This is a genomic window from Amycolatopsis sp. NPDC004625 (assembly GCF_040609695.1).
GTDB lineage: Bacteria > Actinomycetota > Actinomycetes > Mycobacteriales > Pseudonocardiaceae > Amycolatopsis.
This window is the reverse complement of sequence record NZ_JBEXKX010000002.1, coordinates 327,574-345,605: the sequence shown is the minus strand read 5'-3', so window position 1 is coordinate 345,605 and position 18,032 is coordinate 327,574. Positions and strand designations below refer to the sequence as shown.

Sequence of the window (18,032 nt, the reverse complement as noted above, 5' to 3'; positions counted from 1 at the left end):
TGTCGACAACCCCGGGCACAAGTCCCGTCCATTTGCGCCACAAACAGAGTCTTTCGAAAGACAAAAAACTCCGGTCTCGGCAAATATTCTGCATCACCGATGCCACCGCCCGACGACCCTTGGCACGAGGTGCGGGCAGTACTCGGCCCACCGCCGGAAATCCCCCGAAGAGGGGATCGGGTTTCGGTCCGGACATCGGTTCGGGCCTGCCATCACTCCGCTAGGCAAGCTAGTATCTAGTCTGTCGAAATTCTTTCCGGTTGATCATATGGGTGGCTGCCATGGAACGACTCGCCGAGCAACTGCGCGCAGTGATCGTCGCCACCGACGTCTACCGGCGGGCGATGGCTTCCGCCCTCGGCGTGGGCGTGCCCGAGGCCGCTACCCTCGGTGAACTGCTGCACCAAGGCCCCCTGCCACCATCGGCGCTGGTCAAACGCCTGGGCATCGCCTCGGCGAGCGTGACGGCCCTCCTCGATCGCCTGGAACGTGCCGGACTGACCCGCCGCGAACGTCATCCGACCGACCGCCGCAGCGTCCTGGTGACCCTCACCCCGGCCGGACGTGCAGCGATCCAGGCGATGTTCACCGTTTTCCGCGACGACGTGTACAACGCCGTCCAGCAGTCCGAACCGGCACACATCCGCGAGTTCACCGTCGCTCTGACCAAGATCGCGCAGGCCCTGCAGGAACGAGCCGCCCGTCCCGCCGCGATCGCCGAGGCTCTCACCGAGTCGACCGACGCCGGACGGGCCACGGACCGGTGAGCAGACCAGTCGCGACGACCGGGCGGGTTCGCAGGCCGGGACTGCGCACACACGCTCGAATCCGGAACCGTCGCGCGCCGGCCGTTCCGGCCGCTCGTTTCGGGATCCGTGGTCCCCTGGCCGACGCGGGTGAGTGTGGCGCCGCCAGTCGCAGGTGTCCGCACCTCAGGTCGACCGCTTCAGCCGGTTCGCCGCGAACCGTGCGTACCAGCGCAGCGTGTCCGGGTCGTCGATGGAGGCGAGGTTCGCGGCCTTCTCCAGCTCCTTGCCGGACAGCAGCTTCTTCACCGGGACCTCGAGGCGCTTTCCGCTGAGGGTGTGGGGCACGGCGGGTGCTTCGATGATCTCGTCCGGGACGTGCCGGGGACTCAGGCGCGTTCGCAGGGTCGTGACGATCTTGCGCTCGAGAGCTTCGTCGAGTTCGTGGCCGGGTGCCGGAACGACGAACAGCCCCAGCCAGTAGTCGTCTTCGGGCAGGTCGAGCCCGACCACCAGGGTTTCGGTGATCTCGGGCATGGTCTCCAGCACGTCGTAGAAGTCGCCGCTGCCCAGGCGGACGCCCTGTCGGTTGAGGGTGGCGTCCGAGCGGCCGTGGATGGAGACGCTGCCGTCCGAGTGCATCGTCACCCAGTCGCCGTGGCGCCAGGTGCCCGGCCAGGTGCCGAAGTAGGTCTCGGTGTACCGGACGGCGCCGGGGTCGTTCCACAGCGACACCGGCATCGACGGCATCGGCTGGGTGATCACGAGGTCCCCGACTTCGTCGACTACCGGCTCGCCGGAATCGTTCCAGGCCGCGCAGTCGACGCCGGCGAGCCGGCCGCCGATGCGGCCCACCCGGACCGGGTCGTACTCGCTGGCGCCGACGAACGAGCCGGAGATGTCGGTGCCCCCGCTGGTCGAGTCGATCCGCACGTCCGGGCTGACGTGCTCCATCACCCAGTGGTAGCCGGCCGGAGGCAGCGCCGAGCCGCTGACCAGCACGTGCCGCAGCCGGCTCAGGTCGTGCTGCCGCCGGGGCGAGACGCCGGTGCCGGCCGTGGCGGTGACGACCGCGGCGCCGAGCAGCATGACGTCCGCCCGCGTGCGGGCGGCGGCTTCCCAGATCGTGCCCGCCGGGTGGTTGGGGGCGCCTTCGTAGAGCGTGATGCCCGCGCCCTGGGTGAGGGCGCCCAGCTGCATGTTCCACAGCGCCCACCCGGTCGAGGTGTAGGCGAACATCCGCTCGCCGGCGCGCAGCCCGCAGTACAGCCCGGACCACTTGAGCCCCTCCAGCGTGATCCCGCCGTGGCCGTGCACCAGGCCCTTGGGCAGCCCGGTGGTGCCCGAGGTGAACAGCACCCACAGCGGGTGCGAGAACTCGACCTGCTCGAATTCCGGGGCCGCGTCCCGGGCCAGCAGGTCGTCCCACGGGATCGCGCCGCCGGGGTGCGGCCGGTCGAAAACGTACGGGACGTGGACGAAGTGCCGCAGCGTCGGGAGGTTCTCGCGCAACCGGGCGACGACGTCGCCGCGGTCGATCTCCTTCCCGTTCCAGTGGTGGCCGTCCGCCGCGATGAGCACGGTGGGTTCCAGTTGCGCGAGACGCCCGATGGTGCCGTCGGCGCCGAAGTCCGTCGAGCAGCACGCCCACACCGCGCCGACGGCAGCGGCGGCGAGGCAGGCGATCACCGCGTGCTCGGTGTTGGGCAGGTACGCACCGACCCGGTCGCCGGGACGCACTCCGGCCCGGCGCAGCCAGCCCGCCACCGCGCCCACCGACCGGCGCAGTGCGCCGAAGGTGAGCTCCCGTCCGGGCAGGCCGCCCTCCCGCACGCACACCAGCGCGACGGCGTCGTCGGCGGCGGTGCGCAGGGCGTGCTGCGCCCAGTTCAGCCGCCCGCCGGGGAACCAGCGCGTGTGCGGCATGGGGTCGGCGGTGCGCACCCGCGTCCACGGGCTGGTGAAACCGACCCGGTAGTAGTCGACGATGGAGGTCCAGAAGCGGTCCAGATCCGAGACCGACCACGCCCAGAGCGCGTCGTGTCCGGGAAACGGCCGGCCCTCGAGCTCCTCCAGCCAGTTCAGGTAGGCGCGAAGCGCGGAGTTCTCGATGCGGTCCGCGGAGGGGCTCCAGAGCGCGTCCATGGGGCAAACATAAGGACCGTCCGCCCTCCTCCCCGGCGTTGTTGACGGGGAATTGAGATTCGCATGTGCCCGGGTTGAGCCGATCGGCGCATGCTCCGTTCGACGATGACGTCTCGAGGAGGCCGGACGCATGAAGCTCGCTCTCTACCTGCCCAACTTTCGCGACGAGGTGACCGTAAAGGAACTGGAGGACCTGACCGCCCTCGCCGAGCACCTCGACTTCGACTCCGTCTGGACGCTCGACCGGATCGTCGTCCCGGAAACCTCCGACCGCGCGGAGCTGCAGTACCCGTTCGGCATGATGACCGACCTCCCCAACGCCCTGCCGGTCATCTCGCGCGGCAAGTGGTTCCAGGGCATGACGCTCATCCCCTGGCTCGCCGCGAAAACGACCAAGGTCCGGATCGGCATGAGCATCATCGACACCCCCTACCGCTCTCCCGGCGTGCTTGCCGCGGAACTCGCCACCCAGGACCACCTCTCCGGCGGGCGGCTCAACGTCGGCATCGGATCGGGGTGGATGCCCGAAGAGTTCGCCGCCGCCGGCGTCCCCCACCTGTTTCCCCGCCGGCACGCCCACGTGCGCGAGACGATCGAGATCATGCAGGGCATCTGGGCCAACGACCTGTTCGAATACCACGGCGAGTTCGCGGACTTCCCGCTGTCGGGCTTCGGGCACAAGCCGATCCAGCAGCCGCCGCCGATCTACTTCTCGGGACTGAAGGACCCGAAGCGCTCGGCCAAGCGCATCGCGAAGTACGGCTTGCAGGGCTGGATCGGCATCCAGGACTCCCCCGAGGACATCAGGCGCTGGAAAGGCGAGATGGAGCGGGAGCTGGGCGAACTGGGCCGGGGCTTCCCCGAGGGGTTCGACATGTGCTCGATGATCTGGTTCGTCATCACGGACGAGCCGATGGACCAGTCCCCGAAGGGCAAGGGGACGAACCTCCTGGCGGGCAGTGCCCAGCAGATCGAGGACATCTTGAAGCGCTACAAGGAAGCCGGCATGACGATGCCGCTGCTGTGGCCGCCGTTCCGGGACGTGCCGACCGCCAAGACCCTCGACGACCTCAAACGTCTGACCGAGGAGATCATGCCGAAGGTCGACGCCGCCTAGCGCGGCGGCCGGCCGGTGCCGACCCCGGTGAAGCGCGCCGATCTGGTCAGAACACCGCAGGTGAGGCACCATGAAGGGCGGCTGCGGTGCGGCAGCCGACGCCGGTGAAGGGGCCGCGATGACAGCCAGTGCGATGTCGCCGGGGCGGCGGGTACTGGTCGTCGACGACGACCCGCGCGTCCGCACGGTCGTGACCTGGCAGCTGGAAGCCGAAGGATTCCGGGTCACCGAAGCCGCCGACGGCCGCCGGGCCCTCGAGACGATCGCCCGGGAACACCTCGACCTCGTCATCCTCGACCTCGCCCTGCCCGGCATCGGTGGCCTCGACGTACTCCGCCGGCTGCGCCACGGCGAACGCGCCGCGGCGTTGCCGGTGATCGTGCTGTCCGGCCGCAGCGGCGAGACCGACCGGATCGTCGGACTCGACCTCGGCGCCGACGACTACCTGGTGAAGCCGTTTTCCCCCGGCGAACTCGCCGCCCGGGTGCGATCGGTGCTGCGTCGCGCGGCGCCGGCCGAGCCGGTCGCCGCGGCCGGCCTGCGCATCGACCACGCCGCGCGCGAAGTCTTCGCCGACGGCCGCGAAGTCACCATGACGGCCAAGGAGTTCGACCTGCTGGCGTTCCTGGCCTCGCACCCGCGCCGGGTGTTCACCCGCGCCCAGCTGCTGGACCGGGTCTGGGCCAGCGCGGCGGAGTGGCAGAGCGAAGCGACCGTCACCGAACACGTCCACCGCCTGCGCCAGAAGCTCGGACCACGGCTCGTGCGCACTGTCCGCGGCGTCGGCTACCGGTTCGAGCCGTGACGAGCACGCACGGCACCGACAGCGAAGCCTTGCTGCGGGCCCAGTCCGACGTCCTCGAACGGATCGCCGGCGGAGCCCCGCTGGCCGACGTGCTCACCGAGGTCGCGATCACGCTCGAACGGCTCATGCCCGGCTGTCGCTGCTCGATCCTGCTGCTCGACCGGGAGCTGGCGACGTTGCGCCACGGCGCGGCGCCGTCCCTGCCGACGGCCTACTCCGCCGGCATCGACGGGCTGGTCATCGGCCGCGACGCCGGGTCCTGCGGCGCCGCCGCCTACCTGGGTGTGGCGATCGTCGCGGAGGACGTCAGCACGGACCCCCGCTGGGTTCGCTTCCGCGACCTCGCCGGCGCCCATCGGCTGCGGGCCTGCTGGTCGACGCCGATCCGCGGCCGGGCCGGCATCGTCGGCACCTTCGCCGTCTACCACGAACGCACCCACCAGCCGACGCCGCGCGAGCGCGAGCTGGTGGACCGGCTCACCCATCTCGCCTCGGTGGCCATCGACCACGACACGCTGTTCGGAGCGCTCGCCGACAGCGAAGAGCGGTTCCGCCGCGCGTTCGACGACAACGTGATCGGCATGGCGATCACCGAGCCCGACGGCGCGGTGACCCGGACCAACGACGCTCTGCGAGACCTGCTCGGGCGCGCGGAGCACGAGCTGACCGGCACTCGTCTCGACGAGCTGCTCACGCCGGCCGGACCGCCGGAAGCCCCCTACGAAGCGACCTTCGCCCGCCCCGACGGCCGCACCCTCGACCTGGTCGTCTCGGTGTCGCCAGTGGCCGGGCCGGACGGCGTCCCGGTGCGGCTGATCGCCAACGTTCTCGACGTCACGCAGCGCCGCGCGGCCGAGCGCGAACGCCGGCGCCGCCACGAAGCCGAAGTGGCCCGGCAGGCCGCGGAACGGGCCAGCCGCGCGAAAACCGACTTCGTCGCCGCGCTCGGCCACGAGCTGCGCACCCCGCTGCAGGCCATCACCGGGTTCACCGAGCTGCTCGGCTCGCTCGACCTGGCCCCGGACCGGCGCAAGGCCGCCCTGGAGCACATCACCACCGCCGCCGGCCACATCCTGGCGATGGTGGACGACGTCCTGGACGTCGCCCGGATCGAGGCCCGGTCGCTGCCCCTGCACCCGGCCGACGTCGACGTCACGGCGGTGGTCACCAACGTCCTGCACCTGCTGGAACCACTCGCCGACGCCGAGAACGTCCACCTGACCGGCACCGGCGAGGCGGCCGTGGTGCGCTGCGACGAGCGACGGCTCAAGCAGGTCCTGCTCAATCTGGCGGGCAACGCGGTCCGGTACAACCATCCTGGCGGCGCCGTCGAGGTCACCACCCGCCTGACCGGCCCCGCGGTCGTCGTGACCGTCGCCGACAACGGCCGAGGCATCGGGCCCGAGCACCTGACGCGGCTGTTCACCCCGTTCGACCGGCTCGGCGTCGACACCGACCAGGGCGTCGGGCTGGGCCTCCCGCTGGCCAAGGGACTCACCGAGGCGATGGGCGGACAGCTCAGAGTCACCAGCGTCACCGGCGAAGGCACCGCGGTCGAGGTGACGCTGCCGCGGTGAACCTCCGTCACCCGCTCCACCGGTCGCACCTGCCGTCAACCGGTTCCGGACTACGGCCTCTGCAGGTCGGCCTCGCCCAGCGCGCGTACGACAGCCGCGCGCCGTTCCGGTGATTCCCGCACCGTCCGGCTCATCTCCACGTGCAGGAACACCGTGTCGTCCGCCACCGCCAGTTTGCCTTGGACGTTCTTCGTTCCTTCGAGGGCGCCGCAGCGTTCCTCCCACGCACGGCACACCGCGAACCCGTCCGCCGTCAAGCGCGTCGCTGTGCGGCGGGCCGCGTCGCCGGCCACCGAAGCTCCGGACGACAGCACGATGTCCGTCGACGCCAGGTTTTCGTCGTGGAAGCCGTGCAGCTGGACCTGGGTCAATCCGCGTCCGGCCAGCGCGGACGCCACGACGTGGAACACCGAGTCCTCTTCGTGGGCGACGTCCGCCTTGCTGTCGTCGGCCTTGCGGTGTGCGCCCGCCACCAGCAGCACCGCGCCGGGCGTGCGGCGGAACAGATCGATACCGAACAGCTCCGTCCGCAGGTCGAACGCCGGGTGCGGCACCTCGACGGCCAGCGACGGCGGGGCCGACCGGTCGATCACGTACATCCCCCACGCCCGTTCGGTGCCGGGTTCGTTGACGGCAATCGTGTACGGCCGCCCGGTCGCCGGGTCGACGCCGTCGTGCACCGAGAACCCGAGCTGCTGCAGGTCGGCCGAGCTCCGGCGGTCCAGGACCGCCGCGAACCCGGCCGCCGCCGTCCGACGTTCGTCGGCTTTCGGTGAGCGGTACTCCTGGTCTGCGGACAGCGTCGCGGTGAACTGGGTCACCAGGGAATCCACCCCGGCCGCCGGGGCGGGTTTGGACGGCGCGTCGTCACCCAGGGTCAGCACCAGGGTGAGGGCCAAGGCCAGTGCGACGGCCACACCGGCCACGCTGAGCAACATCCGCGGTCGGCTCATCACCGCCCGAAGTGTACTGATGCCACTCGTTGGTTAGCCTTAGTCGCCATTTGTCGCCCAATGGGGCGGTTGTAACGTCACCGAAGGCAGCATTGATACCTTCACGTAACCCGAACGGGTAGGTATTTCGCTAGAGGCCGCGGTGGCCGGCGGTCCTCCGGGACCGCGTGACGGGAAGGGCCTGGGGAGACCCTCTTGAACCAGCACGAAATTCGCACGGCGCGATTGCGCGCGCAGATTCCGGAAGCGGGGTTCCCCCGCGGCGCCGGGGTCGCCTCCGCAACCACCTTCGCCCTGCTGCTTCTCATCGCCGCCTTCACCGCTCTGTACCTGTCCACCGCAGGCCCGCTGTCGCTGATCCGCGCGAACGACGGCGCCGGCCGCGTCCCCGACGAGGTGACCGCGGGCCAGCAGCGTGGCACCGCCGGTCTCGCGCAGAGCGTCGCCACCTCGGCGACGTCCGCCGCCGGCGACCTGCGGGTCGCGTCCGGCTCCGGGGTGCTCGACACCGAGGACGACACCGCCTTGCTCACCCGGTTGAGTGAGACGTACGAAGACTGGCGCGGGATCGCCGTGTACGAACCCGCTGCACAGAAGGTCCTGGCCACCCGCGGTGAGCCGGTGCCGGTGGAGACGCTGCGCGGGGTCGCCGTGGCGAACCTCACCGTCCGCCCGGTCGCCCGCCCCGGCGACACCCCGCTCGTGCTGACCGCGCTCCCGCTCACCGGTGCCCGCACCGGCAAGCTCCTCGTCGTCTCGGCCGCCCTGCGCACCACCACCGGTGACCTCGACAAGGACACCCAGCAGCAGGTCCGCCTGGTCACCGCGGACGGCGCGGTGCTGTACACGCACGGCTCCGACGTCGCCGCGACCGACACCCCGGCCCAGGAGCTGCTCACCCGCGCCGCCACGGCCGCCGCCGCCGGGCAGACCGGCGTGCTGACCGGCGCGGCCGTCGCCGAGAAGGGAAGCCGGCGGGCCTCGGTCGTCTCCTACGCCCCGGTCTCGCCCGCCGGCATCGGCGGCAGCCTCGGCCTGTCCGTGGTGGCGTTCAGCCGGTTCCCGGTCGAGGCCGTGCCGGTCCGCTGGCCGGGCCTGATCCCCGCCGCCGCGCTGCTCGCGCTGGCCGTCGGGGGGTTCGTCCTGCTGCGGCGCACGGTCGTCGCGCCGATCCGCCGGGCCCGCTCCGACGCCCTTGCCGTCGCCGCCGGGGTGCTCGGCAAGCCCGTCCGGCAGTCGCGCATCCGTGAGGTCAACCGCGTGACGGCGGCCCTGGAGCGGTCGCGCTCGAAGCTGCGCCGCCGCAAGGCCGCGCCGCAGGTCCGTCCGTTCCTCTCCGCGCAACTCGTCGTCGCGGCGGTCGCGGTGGCCCTGCTCGGCTGGTCGGGTGCGGTCGCCGCGACGCTCGGCCGGCAGCACGCCGCGGTGTCCCCGACCCTGCTCAGCGAGCACGGCGTGCACGTCACGCGCTCGGCCGACACCCTGCGCCGCAGCCTCGCCGAAGGCCTCACCGACCTGCAGTCCGTCGCCCGGCTCGGCAAGGGCAAGGAGCCGGAGCAGCTGCGCGGCATGCTCGACCGGCTCGCCGGCACCGAAAGCCGGTTCCGCAGCGTCTACGTCACCGACGCCGAGGGCGCCGTCCGGCTGCTGGCCGGGCGCGAGTCGCTGCGCGAGCCCGGGAAGCTGCCCGACGGCGCGGGCCTGCGCCAGCACAACACCAGCGGGCGTGTCCCGATCGTCTACGCGTTCACACCGCTGCCGGAGTCGAAGAACGTCCTGGTCGGCGAATACGACGTACCGCGCATGGCCGAGCTGCTCGGCTCCGCGGGCGGCCGCGTCCGGGTCGTCGACGAGGGCAAGCGCACCATCGCCGACACCGAGGGCTACCTCGCGTTCTCGCCGCTGTCCGACGCGACTCTGATCAAGAACGTCGACGCCGCACAGACCGGCAAGGACGCCCGCGAGACGACGCCGTCCTCGATGGTCGCGGCTCAGCGCCTGGCCGAGAAGGGCTCCGCCGCGACGCTGAAGTGGGTCGTCGTCGCCGAGCAGCCGATCGGTTCGCTCGGGGTCGCGGACAACACCGTGCGCTCGGGCGCACGGGTCGCCGCGCTGCTCACCGCCGTCGTCGCGCTGATGCTGTTCGCCTGGCACCTGCTGGTCGTCGTGCGGCCGCTGCGACGGGTCGGCGACGAGGCGCGGCGGATCGCGGGCGGCGACACCGGCGCGGTCGTCTACCCGCAGCGCCAGGACGAGATCGGCACCATCGCCTCCTGCGTCGAGATCTGCCGCCAGGCCCTCACCGACGGGCGCAACCGGCTCGGCGAGGTCCGCCGTCCGGCCGGCGCGGCGACCGACGAGACCGAGTTGCTCCAGAAGATCGTCGACGATCCGGAACCGGCCCCGGAGACCGAGCCGCAGCCGCCGAGCCCGGCCCGGCCGCCGGCGCCGTCGAGGCTGCCCGCCCGTACCCCGGAAGAGCAGGCCAAGAGCGACTACCTGAACTGGCTTGACGGGGCCGGGGTCTGACGTGACGTTCCTCTACGTCGTGCTGCTCACAGCGTCGGCGGCGATGCTGGCCGCCGGGATCGCCGAACAGCGGCAGCACTACAAGCACCTGCACAGCATCCCGACGCGCGTGCTGGTCAACGGCATCCGCGGCAAGTCGTCCATCACCCGGCTCTGCGCGGGTGCCCTGCGCGGCGGCGGGCTCGTCACGACGGCCAAGACCACCGGTACCGCGGCGCGGTTCATCCACCCCGACGGCAGCGAAGAGCCGGTCTACCGCAAGTTCGGCATCGCCAACGTCGTCGAGCAGATCGGCATCGTCCGCCGCGCCGCCGCCTACCGGCCGGACGCGCTGGTCATCGAATGCATGGCGGTCATGCCGGACCTGCAGGAGATCAACCAGAGCAAGCTGATCCGCTCCACCATCGGCGTGCTGTGCAACGTCCGTGAGGACCACCTCGCCGAGATGGGACCGACCCTCGACGACGTCGCCCGCTCGCTGTCCCGGTCGATGCCGGTCGGCGGGATCTGCCTGACCGCGGAGCAGGACCGGCTGCACATCCTGCAGGAAGAGGCCGACAAGCGGGACTGCGAGCTGATCGCCGTCGATCCCGAGTCGGTCACCGACGCGGAGATGCGCCGCTTTAGCTGGATCACGTTCAAGGAGAACGTCGCCATCGCGCTGGCCGTGGCCGACCTGCTCGACGTCAACCGGCAGCTGGCCCTCGAAGGCATGTGGGCCGCGCCGCCGGACCCGGGCGTGCTGCAGGTCCACCAGTACCGCGCCGGCCGCCGTCTCCTGCGCTTCGCCAACGTCTTCGCCGCGAACGACCCCGAATCGACGTTGATGAACATCGATCAGCTGCGCCGCCAGGGCGCGATCACCGACCCGCTGCACGTCATCATCAATTGCCGTCCCGACCGCGTCGAGCGCAACGGCCAGATGGGTGCGCTCATCCCGAAGATCGCGCCGGAACGCGTGGTGCTGATCGGCGAACCGACGCGCAGCGCCCGCGCCGCGATCCCGGGTGAGTGGCACGACCGGGTCGTCGACCTGGGTGGTTCGCGGTCGCCGCGGGACCTGCTGCGCGGGATCGTCGCCGGTGTCGGCCGGCAAGCGTCGCTGATCGCGATCGGCAACATCCACGGCCAGGGGGAACTGCTCATCGAGGAACTCGCCAAACTGGAACCGGTCGCCTGATGCTCACCACGTCCCTCGCCCCCGAGGTCGCCACCGTCGGCCTGGCCATCGGCCTGCTGCTGTCGCTGGTCTGCTACCTCACTACGAACCTGTCGCCCGGCGGCATGATCACGCCCGGCTGGATCGCGCTGACCATGGTCGAGGACTACCGCCGCGCGGCGATCATCGTGCTGATGACCGCGCTGACGTTCGGCGGCACGAAGCTGCTGCAGCGCATGGTGATCCTGTACGGCAAGCGGCTGTTCGCGGCCGTCGTGCTGCTCGGCGTCGTGCTGCAGACGACGTTGCTGATCGTCCTGCAGGCCGACTTCCCGCTGCTGTTCGTGCACCAGACGCTCGGGTTCGTCGTGCCGGGGCTGGTCGCCTACCAGCTGGTGCGGCAGAAGCCGGTGGCCACGATGCTGGCGACCGGCGGGGTGAGCCTGGCCAGCTACGCGGTCCTGATCAGCGGCGTGCTGATCGGGCTGGTCCCGACGGTGTGAGGTGACGATGCGCAAAGCGGTCCGGATCGGCGTGCTGGCCGCGGTCATCGGGGTGTCCGGCACGGCCGCGGTCTACGTCGCCACGCAGGACCGGCCGGACATCACGGCGATCTCGGCGGCGCCCTCGGGCGCGGCGGTCACCGGTGGGTACACCTACGAACGGCTGGAGAACCCGGCCCGCACGGTGGTCCGCGACGCGGCGGGCGCGCAGCTCGCGTCCTTCACCGACGGCTCTCGCACGGCGATGCTGACGGGCCGCTCGCGCACCTTCACCGAGCCCAAGTTCACCGAGGTCAGCATCACCTCGACGGCCTGGATCCGGCTTGCGCCGCAGGCGTGGAACGCAGGCTCGGAAAAGGAGAAGTGGTTCACCGACTGGCTGCCGAAGGCGGTCGGTGACACGGACCCGGACATCCTCGCGATTGCCCTGCAGTACACCGACGGCGCGGCCGACCAGACCGCCAAGAAACTGCGGATCGCCGGGGACGCCAACTTCGGCCCGGACAGCGCCGAGGGGCGGCTGGAGAAGTCGGACTTCTACGACTACCTGGGCATCGGCTGGGACTTCCCGGGCGGCGTCCACGAGGCGGCGGAGCCGGCCCGCGCGCGATCCCTCGACTGTTCCGGGTTCGTCCGGATGGTGTACGGCTACCGAGCGGGCTACCCGATGCTGGGAACGAACACCAAGGGTCCGGGCCTGCCGCGCCGGGCGTGGGCGATCTCGGAGCTCGGGCCAGGCACCGAGATCGTTCACGACCAGAAGACGCAGGTGACGGAATTCAGCAAGCTCCAACCAGGTGACCTGCTGTTCTTCAACCTGGAGCCACAGCTGGGGACGCAAGTGTCGCACACGGGCATCTACCTGGGCATCGACAGCGACGGGCACCACCGGGTGCTGTCCAGCCGGAAGGTCGCGAACGGGCCGACGTTCGGGGACGCCGGCGGGGTGTCGCTGATCGACGGGTCCGGGACATACGCGAAGGCCTTCCGCGCAGCCAAACGGCTGTGAGCGGGCCAGCCCGCAGACGAGAGAAGCCCTCTGTGATCACGCGAGGGCTCAGCAAAACAGGTCGTTGTCGGAGCCGTCGGACAGCCTACAACTCGGGTCTTCCAACGGGACGTCCGCCGGCGCGCCCGCCAAGCTCGGACCATCACCTCGTCACCATGCACGAACTTGTGCCGACGTCGTCTCGAAAACGCTACCACGATCAGGATAAGTCACCACGAAACTGCTCGCTGCCAGCGGCATCCGTGCCCGTACAACGAAACCAGCGTCAGCGCCGCAACGGCAGTTTTGCCAGTTCGGAGAAGGCCGGCGGGGTACCGTGCCGCAAGACCCGTACGAGTGAAGATTACATAATGTATACATGAAATCAACGAACGGATGATTGGCAGCGCCCGAACAAGCAGGAAGCTCCATTTCCGATAGGTGAGCGTTGCGTCACGGAAGAGCCCCCTTTTCAGTTGATGGCCGTGTATCACCGTGATGGAAACGGTCCGATGCTCTTCCTGATCTGGCCCCTTCACAGCATAACAGCACGCCCACCTGGTACGCGCTGCGGCTATCGCGGCAATTCGGCGCGCCGTACGGCGCGCGAAAGGAAGGCGATGACAGCACCGCCACCCATGAAGCCGCTGAAGGCGGCGATGGTCGGAGCCGGCCCCCAGACTTCGATGGCGGTGCCGACAATCGGGTAGCCGAGTGGAGCGAGACCGACCACGGCGAGCATGGCGAAGGAGGTGACTCGGCCAAGGTAAGCCCGATCTGTCACGACCTGCAGAAGGACGTTGTCCACGGTGCCGAAGACCCCTGCGGCGAGCCCCATAACCGCCGCCATCACCATGGCGAGCCGCAGGGTAGAAGCCAGCGTGATAGCTGCCGCCCCTGCGCAACCTGCCAGCATTGCGACAGAAAGCAGGATGCCCGGGCACGGAACCCGACCGGCGACGGCCAGCAATGAGGCACTGAGCGCCGCTGCGGCACTGAAGCTGCCGCCCATCCAACCGTAGCCGGATGGGCCCCAGCCGCGTTCGACATCAAGGAAAACCCAACCGACATTGAGAATGCTGGCAAGGCCGAATTCGCCGACAGCACTGGTGACGATGAGCCTGCCGATGAGACGGTGGCGGCGAATGTAGCGCAGGCCGTCGAGCATGTCCTCGACGGATGCGCGCAAGCTCAGTAGCGATTGACCGGAAGCGCCGTCGGTTTCGCCAGCCCGCAATTGCGTTGCGAAGAGGAAAGGCAGAGACAGCGCGAAAAGCAGACTGGCGAGGGTGAAGGCGACCCCAGGTCCACCCAACCCCATGGCCGCGCCACCGGACAGTGGACCACAGATCTGCGCCAGACGCATGGACACTGACCGCAGGCCGGCAACCCGGGCCAGCTGGTCGGGGCTGGTGATGCGCGGCGCCAAGGCTCCGAGAGCAGGTACGTACACCGCGTCCACGACACCGAAGCCGACCGCCACAGTGACCAGGATCCACCAGACCGGTGCTGACCACATGTAGTCGGCAGCGAGCACCAAGACGAGAACACAACGCAGCCCGTCACTGGCGAGAACCAGTCGACGAGGATCGACTAAGTCGGCCACTACTCCGCCCACAAGCATCAACAAGACGCGAGGCAGCAATCCTGCCGTCATCAACATTGCGACCTCGATCGGGCCGCCGGCCTTCTGGGCAGACCAGCCCAGGGCGAAGAAGTACACGCTGTTGCCTACGTGAGTACTACTCAACCCGGCCAGCCAACACATCACGTTGCGGTCCCGCCGTGCCGGCCTGGCGGCGTCTTCAGACGTGGCTGCCTCTGGCCCGATCATGACAGACTCCAGCAAATCAGGTGCAGGATGCACGAAGAACCACGAGTAAGCCGTCGTGGTTGCACGCACTTACTCGCCATTGGCCGACACTACCGACTACTGTGACGGCGTAAGGGCCCGAACTCAGTAGCACCTTACGTTCGGCTTTATCGTGACGTCGTTGCCCACCCGCGGTCAAGCTCGCGCGCCGCCACGGCCAGCTCACTCCATAGTTTAGATCGAGTTAGCTGCTGATCGGACATGATTCCAGGAATGCGATTTCTCGGTTTTCGAGAAGCTCGGCGAAATTCTGGTCCATTCGGCGGCTTCCCGTGTGCGGAACAGATGACAGTCTGAATGCGTCAACCCGGGCCGTCCGCTCCCACCCAGGGTGACGCATCCAGGGAACTACCGCCGGTGGGCACTCCCCACGCTGCGGCGGCGCGGTGATCAGGGCAGGAGACGAGCCATGGACTCGGGCATCGGCGATGTTCAGCGCGAAGCGATGAAGCGCGGCGGCCAGTGACTGGTTGGGGCCAAGAGACGTCCATCAGGCGGGTCTGGATGGCCGGCACCAGGGCGACTGAGCTAATCGATGGGCAGAGCAGGTCACCACAAACCGGCGACCGAGTCGGCGAGCTCCGATTGGCCGCTGACACGGGTGCGGCATGTCGTCGTGGGTGGCGATCGCGGTCTGTGGAGCATCACCGACGTTGGGCGGGGTGCTGGTTTCCTGCCTGACTCGTCCAGCTAAGTCGTAGCCGGTGACGGTGCGTGTTCCGTGCACGTCGGTGTAGGACAGACACGGTCCGTCCGAGGATGTCCTGCCGTGACGCAACGGCGATCAACGCGCTGATCGCCGCCGATAACCGTGTGCACGTCGCCGACCTGCGCGGCCCGGCGCTGAGTCCGATCCGCGGCGGCCTGGCCGACGATTGGGTCCACCCCGACGACGTCGGCTACACCCGCATCGCGAACCTCTTCCAAGCACCCGGGCGTGCCGCAGCCCTCCTGCCAGGCCGCGCCCGGGTGAACCAACACACCCCACGGGCCGCTCATGGTTCGGCAGGGTAGATGTCAAGGGGGACCAGCGCCCACACGACCTTGCCGAGCGAATCGGTGCGGACACCCCAGTCCAGCGACAACTGGCCGACCAGGCGCAGGCCGTACTTCAACGTCCTGATCTGAACCGCGCCGGCGATCGGGTCGCCGTCGCTGACCTCGATCAGCACGGTCGACGAGGCGCGACCGACCCGCAACGACTGCGGTGTCGTCGCGTGACGATAGGCGTTGCCGACCAACTCATCAGCCACCAGCAGTACGGCACCGAAACGGTCGTTGGGCTGAGCGTCCGGCAGCAACGCCTTGACCATCGTCGCCCGCACTTCCCGCAGATCGGGCCGACCGCCGAGCTCGACCGTCACATCCGCGACCCAGCCTGCTCGCTCCAGATCCCTCCGGCCATCGTTGATATTCACGCCGTCTGTTCCTTCCACTCCGCTTGATTCATGTTCGTCACCCGCCTCGGCGGTGGATGGGCGTCCGATCAGGGGACATGCCCGGTAATGGCGCCGTGAGCCAGTTCGCCCAGCCGACGGTTGCAGGGGTGGGCGGAGCAACGTCGATTTCCACCTACGCTGAAGAGACCTGAGCCGCGCCTTGAGCGCCCTGCGTTGATTCGCCCGGGGACCGTAAGTCAGGCGCACTCTGGCGAGGCCGAGTTCGATCGATCGGCGGTGCCGGCCACGGCCGGCGATGCGCTGATGCATGCCCCGTCGGCAGGCGCAGCAGGCACGGGTTCGTCCGTCTGGCGGTTCGCGAGACGCAGCGGAGCAGGGCACCGGAAGAATCCGGCGCCCCGCTTTCGTCGTATCGGTAAGGTCAGCTGCCGAGCACCAGGCCGCCACCCAGGAGACCGCCGCAGTCGCTGTCGTGCCAGCTGTCGTGGCCAGTGATCTGCAACCCCAGCGCGAGACTGAGGTGCAAGCCCGGGCCACGGTGATGGTGATTGTGTCCGTGGCCTTCGTCGGAGGGTTGCGCGACCGCCGGGGCGGGTGCGGGCGAGGCGGATGCCGCGCCGGGGGCGGCGAGCAGGAAGCCGAGTGCCGCGGCGGTCACGAGCCGGCGACGGCGGAATGTGCTCACGGTGTTCTCCTTTCCTCACCCGGTCATCGGAGACGATCCGGATGCCAACTGGATCATCAGGAGTTCGGAGGTGTCAGGCCCGGTGGACAGGTGGAGACGCCCGACCACGCCTGTGGATGACAACGCAGCGAAGGCCCGGTCACCGAGGCGCCCTGGTCTTCGCGCTGAATCAGCTGACGGTGAGGCTCGCGACCGATGGTGTGGTCGGCTGCAAGGATCCCGTGGCGGGCTCGACGGTCACCGCGACACCGTCGGTGGCGGCGGGGAGGGCCACCTCGACAATGCCATCGGAGCCGATCAACCCGGCCGACCGTGGCCCACCCGGGCCGGTCAGCCACACCTCGTAGGCGTGGCCCGCGTCCAGCCGCGGCAGTGTCTGCGCCGCGACCAGGACCCTGCCCCATTGCCGGGAAGCAGTGGCCGTGACCGAGCCGCCACCGGCCACGGCCGCGCGCACGGTGGTGGCGTCGGGCGCGGCTGCCACCGCGCCGCCCTCGGCCACCGGCACCGGACGACCGGGAACCGCCTGGTCCAGCCCGATGCTGATCCCGCCGACGAGCACCGCCGCCACGGCGGCGACCGATGCCACCCCGATCACTGCCCGCGTGCGCCACCGGGCGCGTCGCGCCGGAACGGCCGCCGCGCCGGGGACGCGGGGCGGCTGCTGACGCGTTTGGGAGATCTCGGCGAGCACCCGCCGGCGGAAGCCCTCGCCCAGGCCGACAGCGACCGCGGCGCCCAGCAGGGCCGCGGTCTCACGGAAACCGGCGACCTCCTCGGCGCACGACGGGCACTCGCCCAGGTGCCGGGTGAACGCGGCACGTTCGAGGTCGTCGACCGCATCGAGGGCGTACGCGCCGGCGAGGAGGTGGGCGTCGGCGGTGGTCATCGGTGCACTCCCAGCGCGTCGCGCAGGCGGATGAGTCCGTCCCGCATGCGGGTCTTGACGGTGCCGATCGCGACACCGAGCTTTTCGGAAACCTCCCGGGTGGTGTAGCCCTGGAAGTAGGCGAGCAGGATCGACTCGCGCTGCAGGTCGGTCAGCACGGCCAGCGCGGCGCGGACCTGTGCTCGGTCGAGCTGGTCCAGCGTCGTCTCGGTGACGTCGTCGTAGGGGCGACGCAGGTCCAGCCGGTCGGCTCGCTCGGCCCGGTCGAGCGCGGCCTGCTCGGACCGGACCCGGTCGATCGCGCGCCGGTGTGCGATGGTCAGCGCCCAGGTCTGCACGCGTCCGCGGGTGGCGTCGAAGGTCGCGGCCTTGCGCCAGATCTCGAGCAGGACCTCCTGGGTGACCTCTTCCGCGTACGCCCGGGAGCGCAGCACCTGGAACACGGTGCCGAAGATCGGCCCGGCCAGGTGGTCGTAGAGCGCGGCGAAGGCCTGTTCGTTCCCGAGCGCGGCGCGGGCGAGCAGCTGCTCCGGTGTGGTCTGCGGCTCCGGACCGGTGACGGTGCGGAGCGCGACGGCGTGAGCGGTCATGGCACCTGTCTTTCCCGGCGGGCGCCGAGTCACGTGCCGCGGTCGGCGGCGTGTCACGACCAGTTCGTCCCGG

Annotated in this window: 16 protein-coding genes; 9 read left to right on the top strand and 7 right to left on the bottom strand. The window is 70.0% G+C overall.

All coding sequences use genetic code 11. From position 1 onward, the window contains the following. The first annotated feature begins 281 nt into the window (after positions 1-281). Entirely contained in the window at positions 282-767 is a 486-nt protein-coding gene (locus ABZW17_RS03530) for a MarR family transcriptional regulator (protein WP_354809233.1), read from the top strand. Between the two features lie 165 nt (positions 768-932). Here ABZW17_RS03530 and ABZW17_RS03525 read toward each other — a convergent pair whose 3' ends face one another. Continuing rightward, positions 933-2,891: an acetoacetate--CoA ligase gene (locus tag ABZW17_RS03525; RefSeq protein WP_354809230.1), complete on the bottom strand. Its 1,959-nt coding sequence runs from the start codon at positions 2,889-2,891 to the stop codon at positions 933-935. Between the two features lie 130 nt (positions 2,892-3,021). Here ABZW17_RS03525 and ABZW17_RS03520 point away from each other — a divergent pair, with 130 nt between their 5' ends. The 3 genes from ABZW17_RS03520 (at position 3,022) to ABZW17_RS03510 (ending at position 6,390) form a co-directional block, all read left to right on the top strand. Then, a complete protein-coding gene (locus ABZW17_RS03520) occupies positions 3,022-4,008 on the top strand; it encodes an LLM class flavin-dependent oxidoreductase (RefSeq protein WP_354809228.1) in 987 nt (328 codons plus the stop codon). A gap of 118 nt (positions 4,009-4,126) precedes the next feature. Then, complete coding sequence (locus tag ABZW17_RS03515; RefSeq protein WP_354809227.1) at positions 4,127-4,813, top strand: response regulator transcription factor; 687 nt, start codon at positions 4,127-4,129, stop codon at positions 4,811-4,813. Then, positions 4,810-6,390, top strand: a complete 1,581-nt coding sequence (locus tag ABZW17_RS03510; RefSeq protein ID WP_354809225.1) for an ATP-binding protein — start codon at positions 4,810-4,812, stop codon at positions 6,388-6,390. The genes ABZW17_RS03515 and ABZW17_RS03510 overlap by 4 nt, the downstream gene beginning before the upstream one ends. Positions 6,391-6,440: 50 nt before the next feature. On the opposite strand, the gene ABZW17_RS03505 is transcribed toward ABZW17_RS03510, so the two are convergent. Beyond that, on the bottom strand, positions 6,441-7,307 hold the full coding sequence (locus tag ABZW17_RS03505; protein ID WP_354809223.1) for a hypothetical protein: 867 nt from the start codon (positions 7,305-7,307) through the stop codon (positions 6,441-6,443). A gap of 231 nt (positions 7,308-7,538) precedes the next feature. Between ABZW17_RS03505 and ABZW17_RS03500 the strand changes: the two genes are divergently transcribed. Genes ABZW17_RS03500 through ABZW17_RS03485 form a run of 4 tightly spaced genes read left to right on the top strand, consistent with a single transcriptional unit; the run spans position 7,539 to position 12,543 of the window. Then, on the top strand, positions 7,539-9,872 hold the full coding sequence (locus tag ABZW17_RS03500; protein WP_354809221.1) for a HAMP domain-containing protein: 2,334 nt from the start codon (positions 7,539-7,541) through the stop codon (positions 9,870-9,872). A gap of 1 nt (position 9,873) precedes the next feature. Then, the gene (gene pgsB, locus ABZW17_RS03495) at positions 9,874-11,052 is read left to right on the top strand and encodes a poly-gamma-glutamate synthase PgsB (protein ID WP_354809219.1); all 1,179 of its coding nucleotides are present in this window, start codon (positions 9,874-9,876) and stop codon (positions 11,050-11,052) included. After that, entirely contained in the window at positions 11,052-11,534 is a 483-nt protein-coding gene (locus tag ABZW17_RS03490; protein WP_354809217.1) for a poly-gamma-glutamate biosynthesis protein PgsC/CapC, read from the top strand. The genes pgsB and ABZW17_RS03490 overlap by 1 nt, the downstream gene beginning before the upstream one ends. 7 nt (positions 11,535-11,541) lie before the next feature. Beyond that, the gene (locus ABZW17_RS03485) at positions 11,542-12,543 is read left to right on the top strand and encodes an NlpC/P60 family protein (RefSeq protein WP_354809310.1); all 1,002 of its coding nucleotides are present in this window, start codon (positions 11,542-11,544) and stop codon (positions 12,541-12,543) included. A gap of 553 nt (positions 12,544-13,096) precedes the next feature. Here the strand turns inward: ABZW17_RS03485 and ABZW17_RS03480 are convergent. Beyond that, entirely contained in the window at positions 13,097-14,356 is a 1,260-nt protein-coding gene (locus tag ABZW17_RS03480) for an MFS transporter (protein WP_354809308.1), read from the bottom strand. 798 nt (positions 14,357-15,154) lie between these two features. Between ABZW17_RS03480 and ABZW17_RS03475 the strand changes: the two genes are divergently transcribed. Further along, positions 15,155-15,409, top strand: coding sequence for a hypothetical protein (locus tag ABZW17_RS03475; protein WP_354809215.1), 255 nt, complete (start codon positions 15,155-15,157; stop codon positions 15,407-15,409). On the opposite strand, the gene ABZW17_RS03470 is transcribed toward ABZW17_RS03475, so the two are convergent. The 4 genes from ABZW17_RS03470 to sigK form a co-directional block, all read right to left on the bottom strand. Beyond that, the gene (locus tag ABZW17_RS03470) at positions 15,391-15,813 is read right to left on the bottom strand and encodes an ATP-binding protein (RefSeq protein WP_354809213.1); all 423 of its coding nucleotides are present in this window, start codon (positions 15,811-15,813) and stop codon (positions 15,391-15,393) included. The genes ABZW17_RS03475 and ABZW17_RS03470 overlap by 19 nt on opposite strands. Before the next feature lie 403 nt (positions 15,814-16,216). Then, a complete protein-coding gene (locus ABZW17_RS03465; RefSeq protein WP_354809211.1) occupies positions 16,217-16,480 on the bottom strand; it encodes a hypothetical protein in 264 nt (87 codons plus the stop codon). Positions 16,481-16,649: 169 nt separating this feature from the next. Beyond that, entirely contained in the window at positions 16,650-17,369 is a 720-nt protein-coding gene (locus tag ABZW17_RS03460; RefSeq protein ID WP_354809209.1) for an anti-sigma factor, read from the bottom strand. Next, a complete protein-coding gene (gene sigK / locus ABZW17_RS03455) occupies positions 17,366-17,959 on the bottom strand; it encodes an ECF RNA polymerase sigma factor SigK (protein ID WP_354809207.1) in 594 nt (197 codons plus the stop codon). Before sigK ends, ABZW17_RS03460 begins: the two co-directional genes overlap by 4 nt. Between the last annotated feature and the right edge of the window lie 73 nt (positions 17,960-18,032).

Bases quoted from the DNA above. Each gene is read 5' to 3' on its own strand.
- ABZW17_RS03515 (WP_354809227.1), top strand. From the start codon at position 4,127: ATGACAGCCAGTGCGATGTCGCCGGGGCGGCGGGTACTGGTCGTCGAC.
- ABZW17_RS03485 (WP_354809310.1), top strand. From the start codon at position 11,542: ATGCGCAAAGCGGTCCGGATCGGCGTGCTGGCCGCGGTCATCGGGGTG.
- ABZW17_RS03480 (WP_354809308.1), bottom strand. From the start codon at position 14,356: ATGATCGGGCCAGAGGCAGCCACGTCTGAAGACGCCGCCAGGCCGGCA.
- ABZW17_RS03460 (WP_354809209.1), bottom strand. From the start codon at position 17,369: ATGACCACCGCCGACGCCCACCTCCTCGCCGGCGCGTACGCCCTCGAT.
- ABZW17_RS03525 (WP_354809230.1), bottom strand. From the start codon at position 2,891: ATGGACGCGCTCTGGAGCCCCTCCGCGGACCGCATCGAGAACTCCGCG.
- ABZW17_RS03475 (WP_354809215.1), top strand. From the start codon at position 15,155: ATGTCCTGCCGTGACGCAACGGCGATCAACGCGCTGATCGCCGCCGAT.
- ABZW17_RS03530 (WP_354809233.1), top strand. From the start codon at position 282: ATGGAACGACTCGCCGAGCAACTGCGCGCAGTGATCGTCGCCACCGAC.
- ABZW17_RS03520 (WP_354809228.1), top strand. From the start codon at position 3,022: ATGAAGCTCGCTCTCTACCTGCCCAACTTTCGCGACGAGGTGACCGTA.
- sigK (WP_354809207.1), bottom strand. From the start codon at position 17,959: ATGACCGCTCACGCCGTCGCGCTCCGCACCGTCACCGGTCCGGAGCCG.
- ABZW17_RS03490 (WP_354809217.1), top strand. From the start codon at position 11,052: ATGCTCACCACGTCCCTCGCCCCCGAGGTCGCCACCGTCGGCCTGGCC.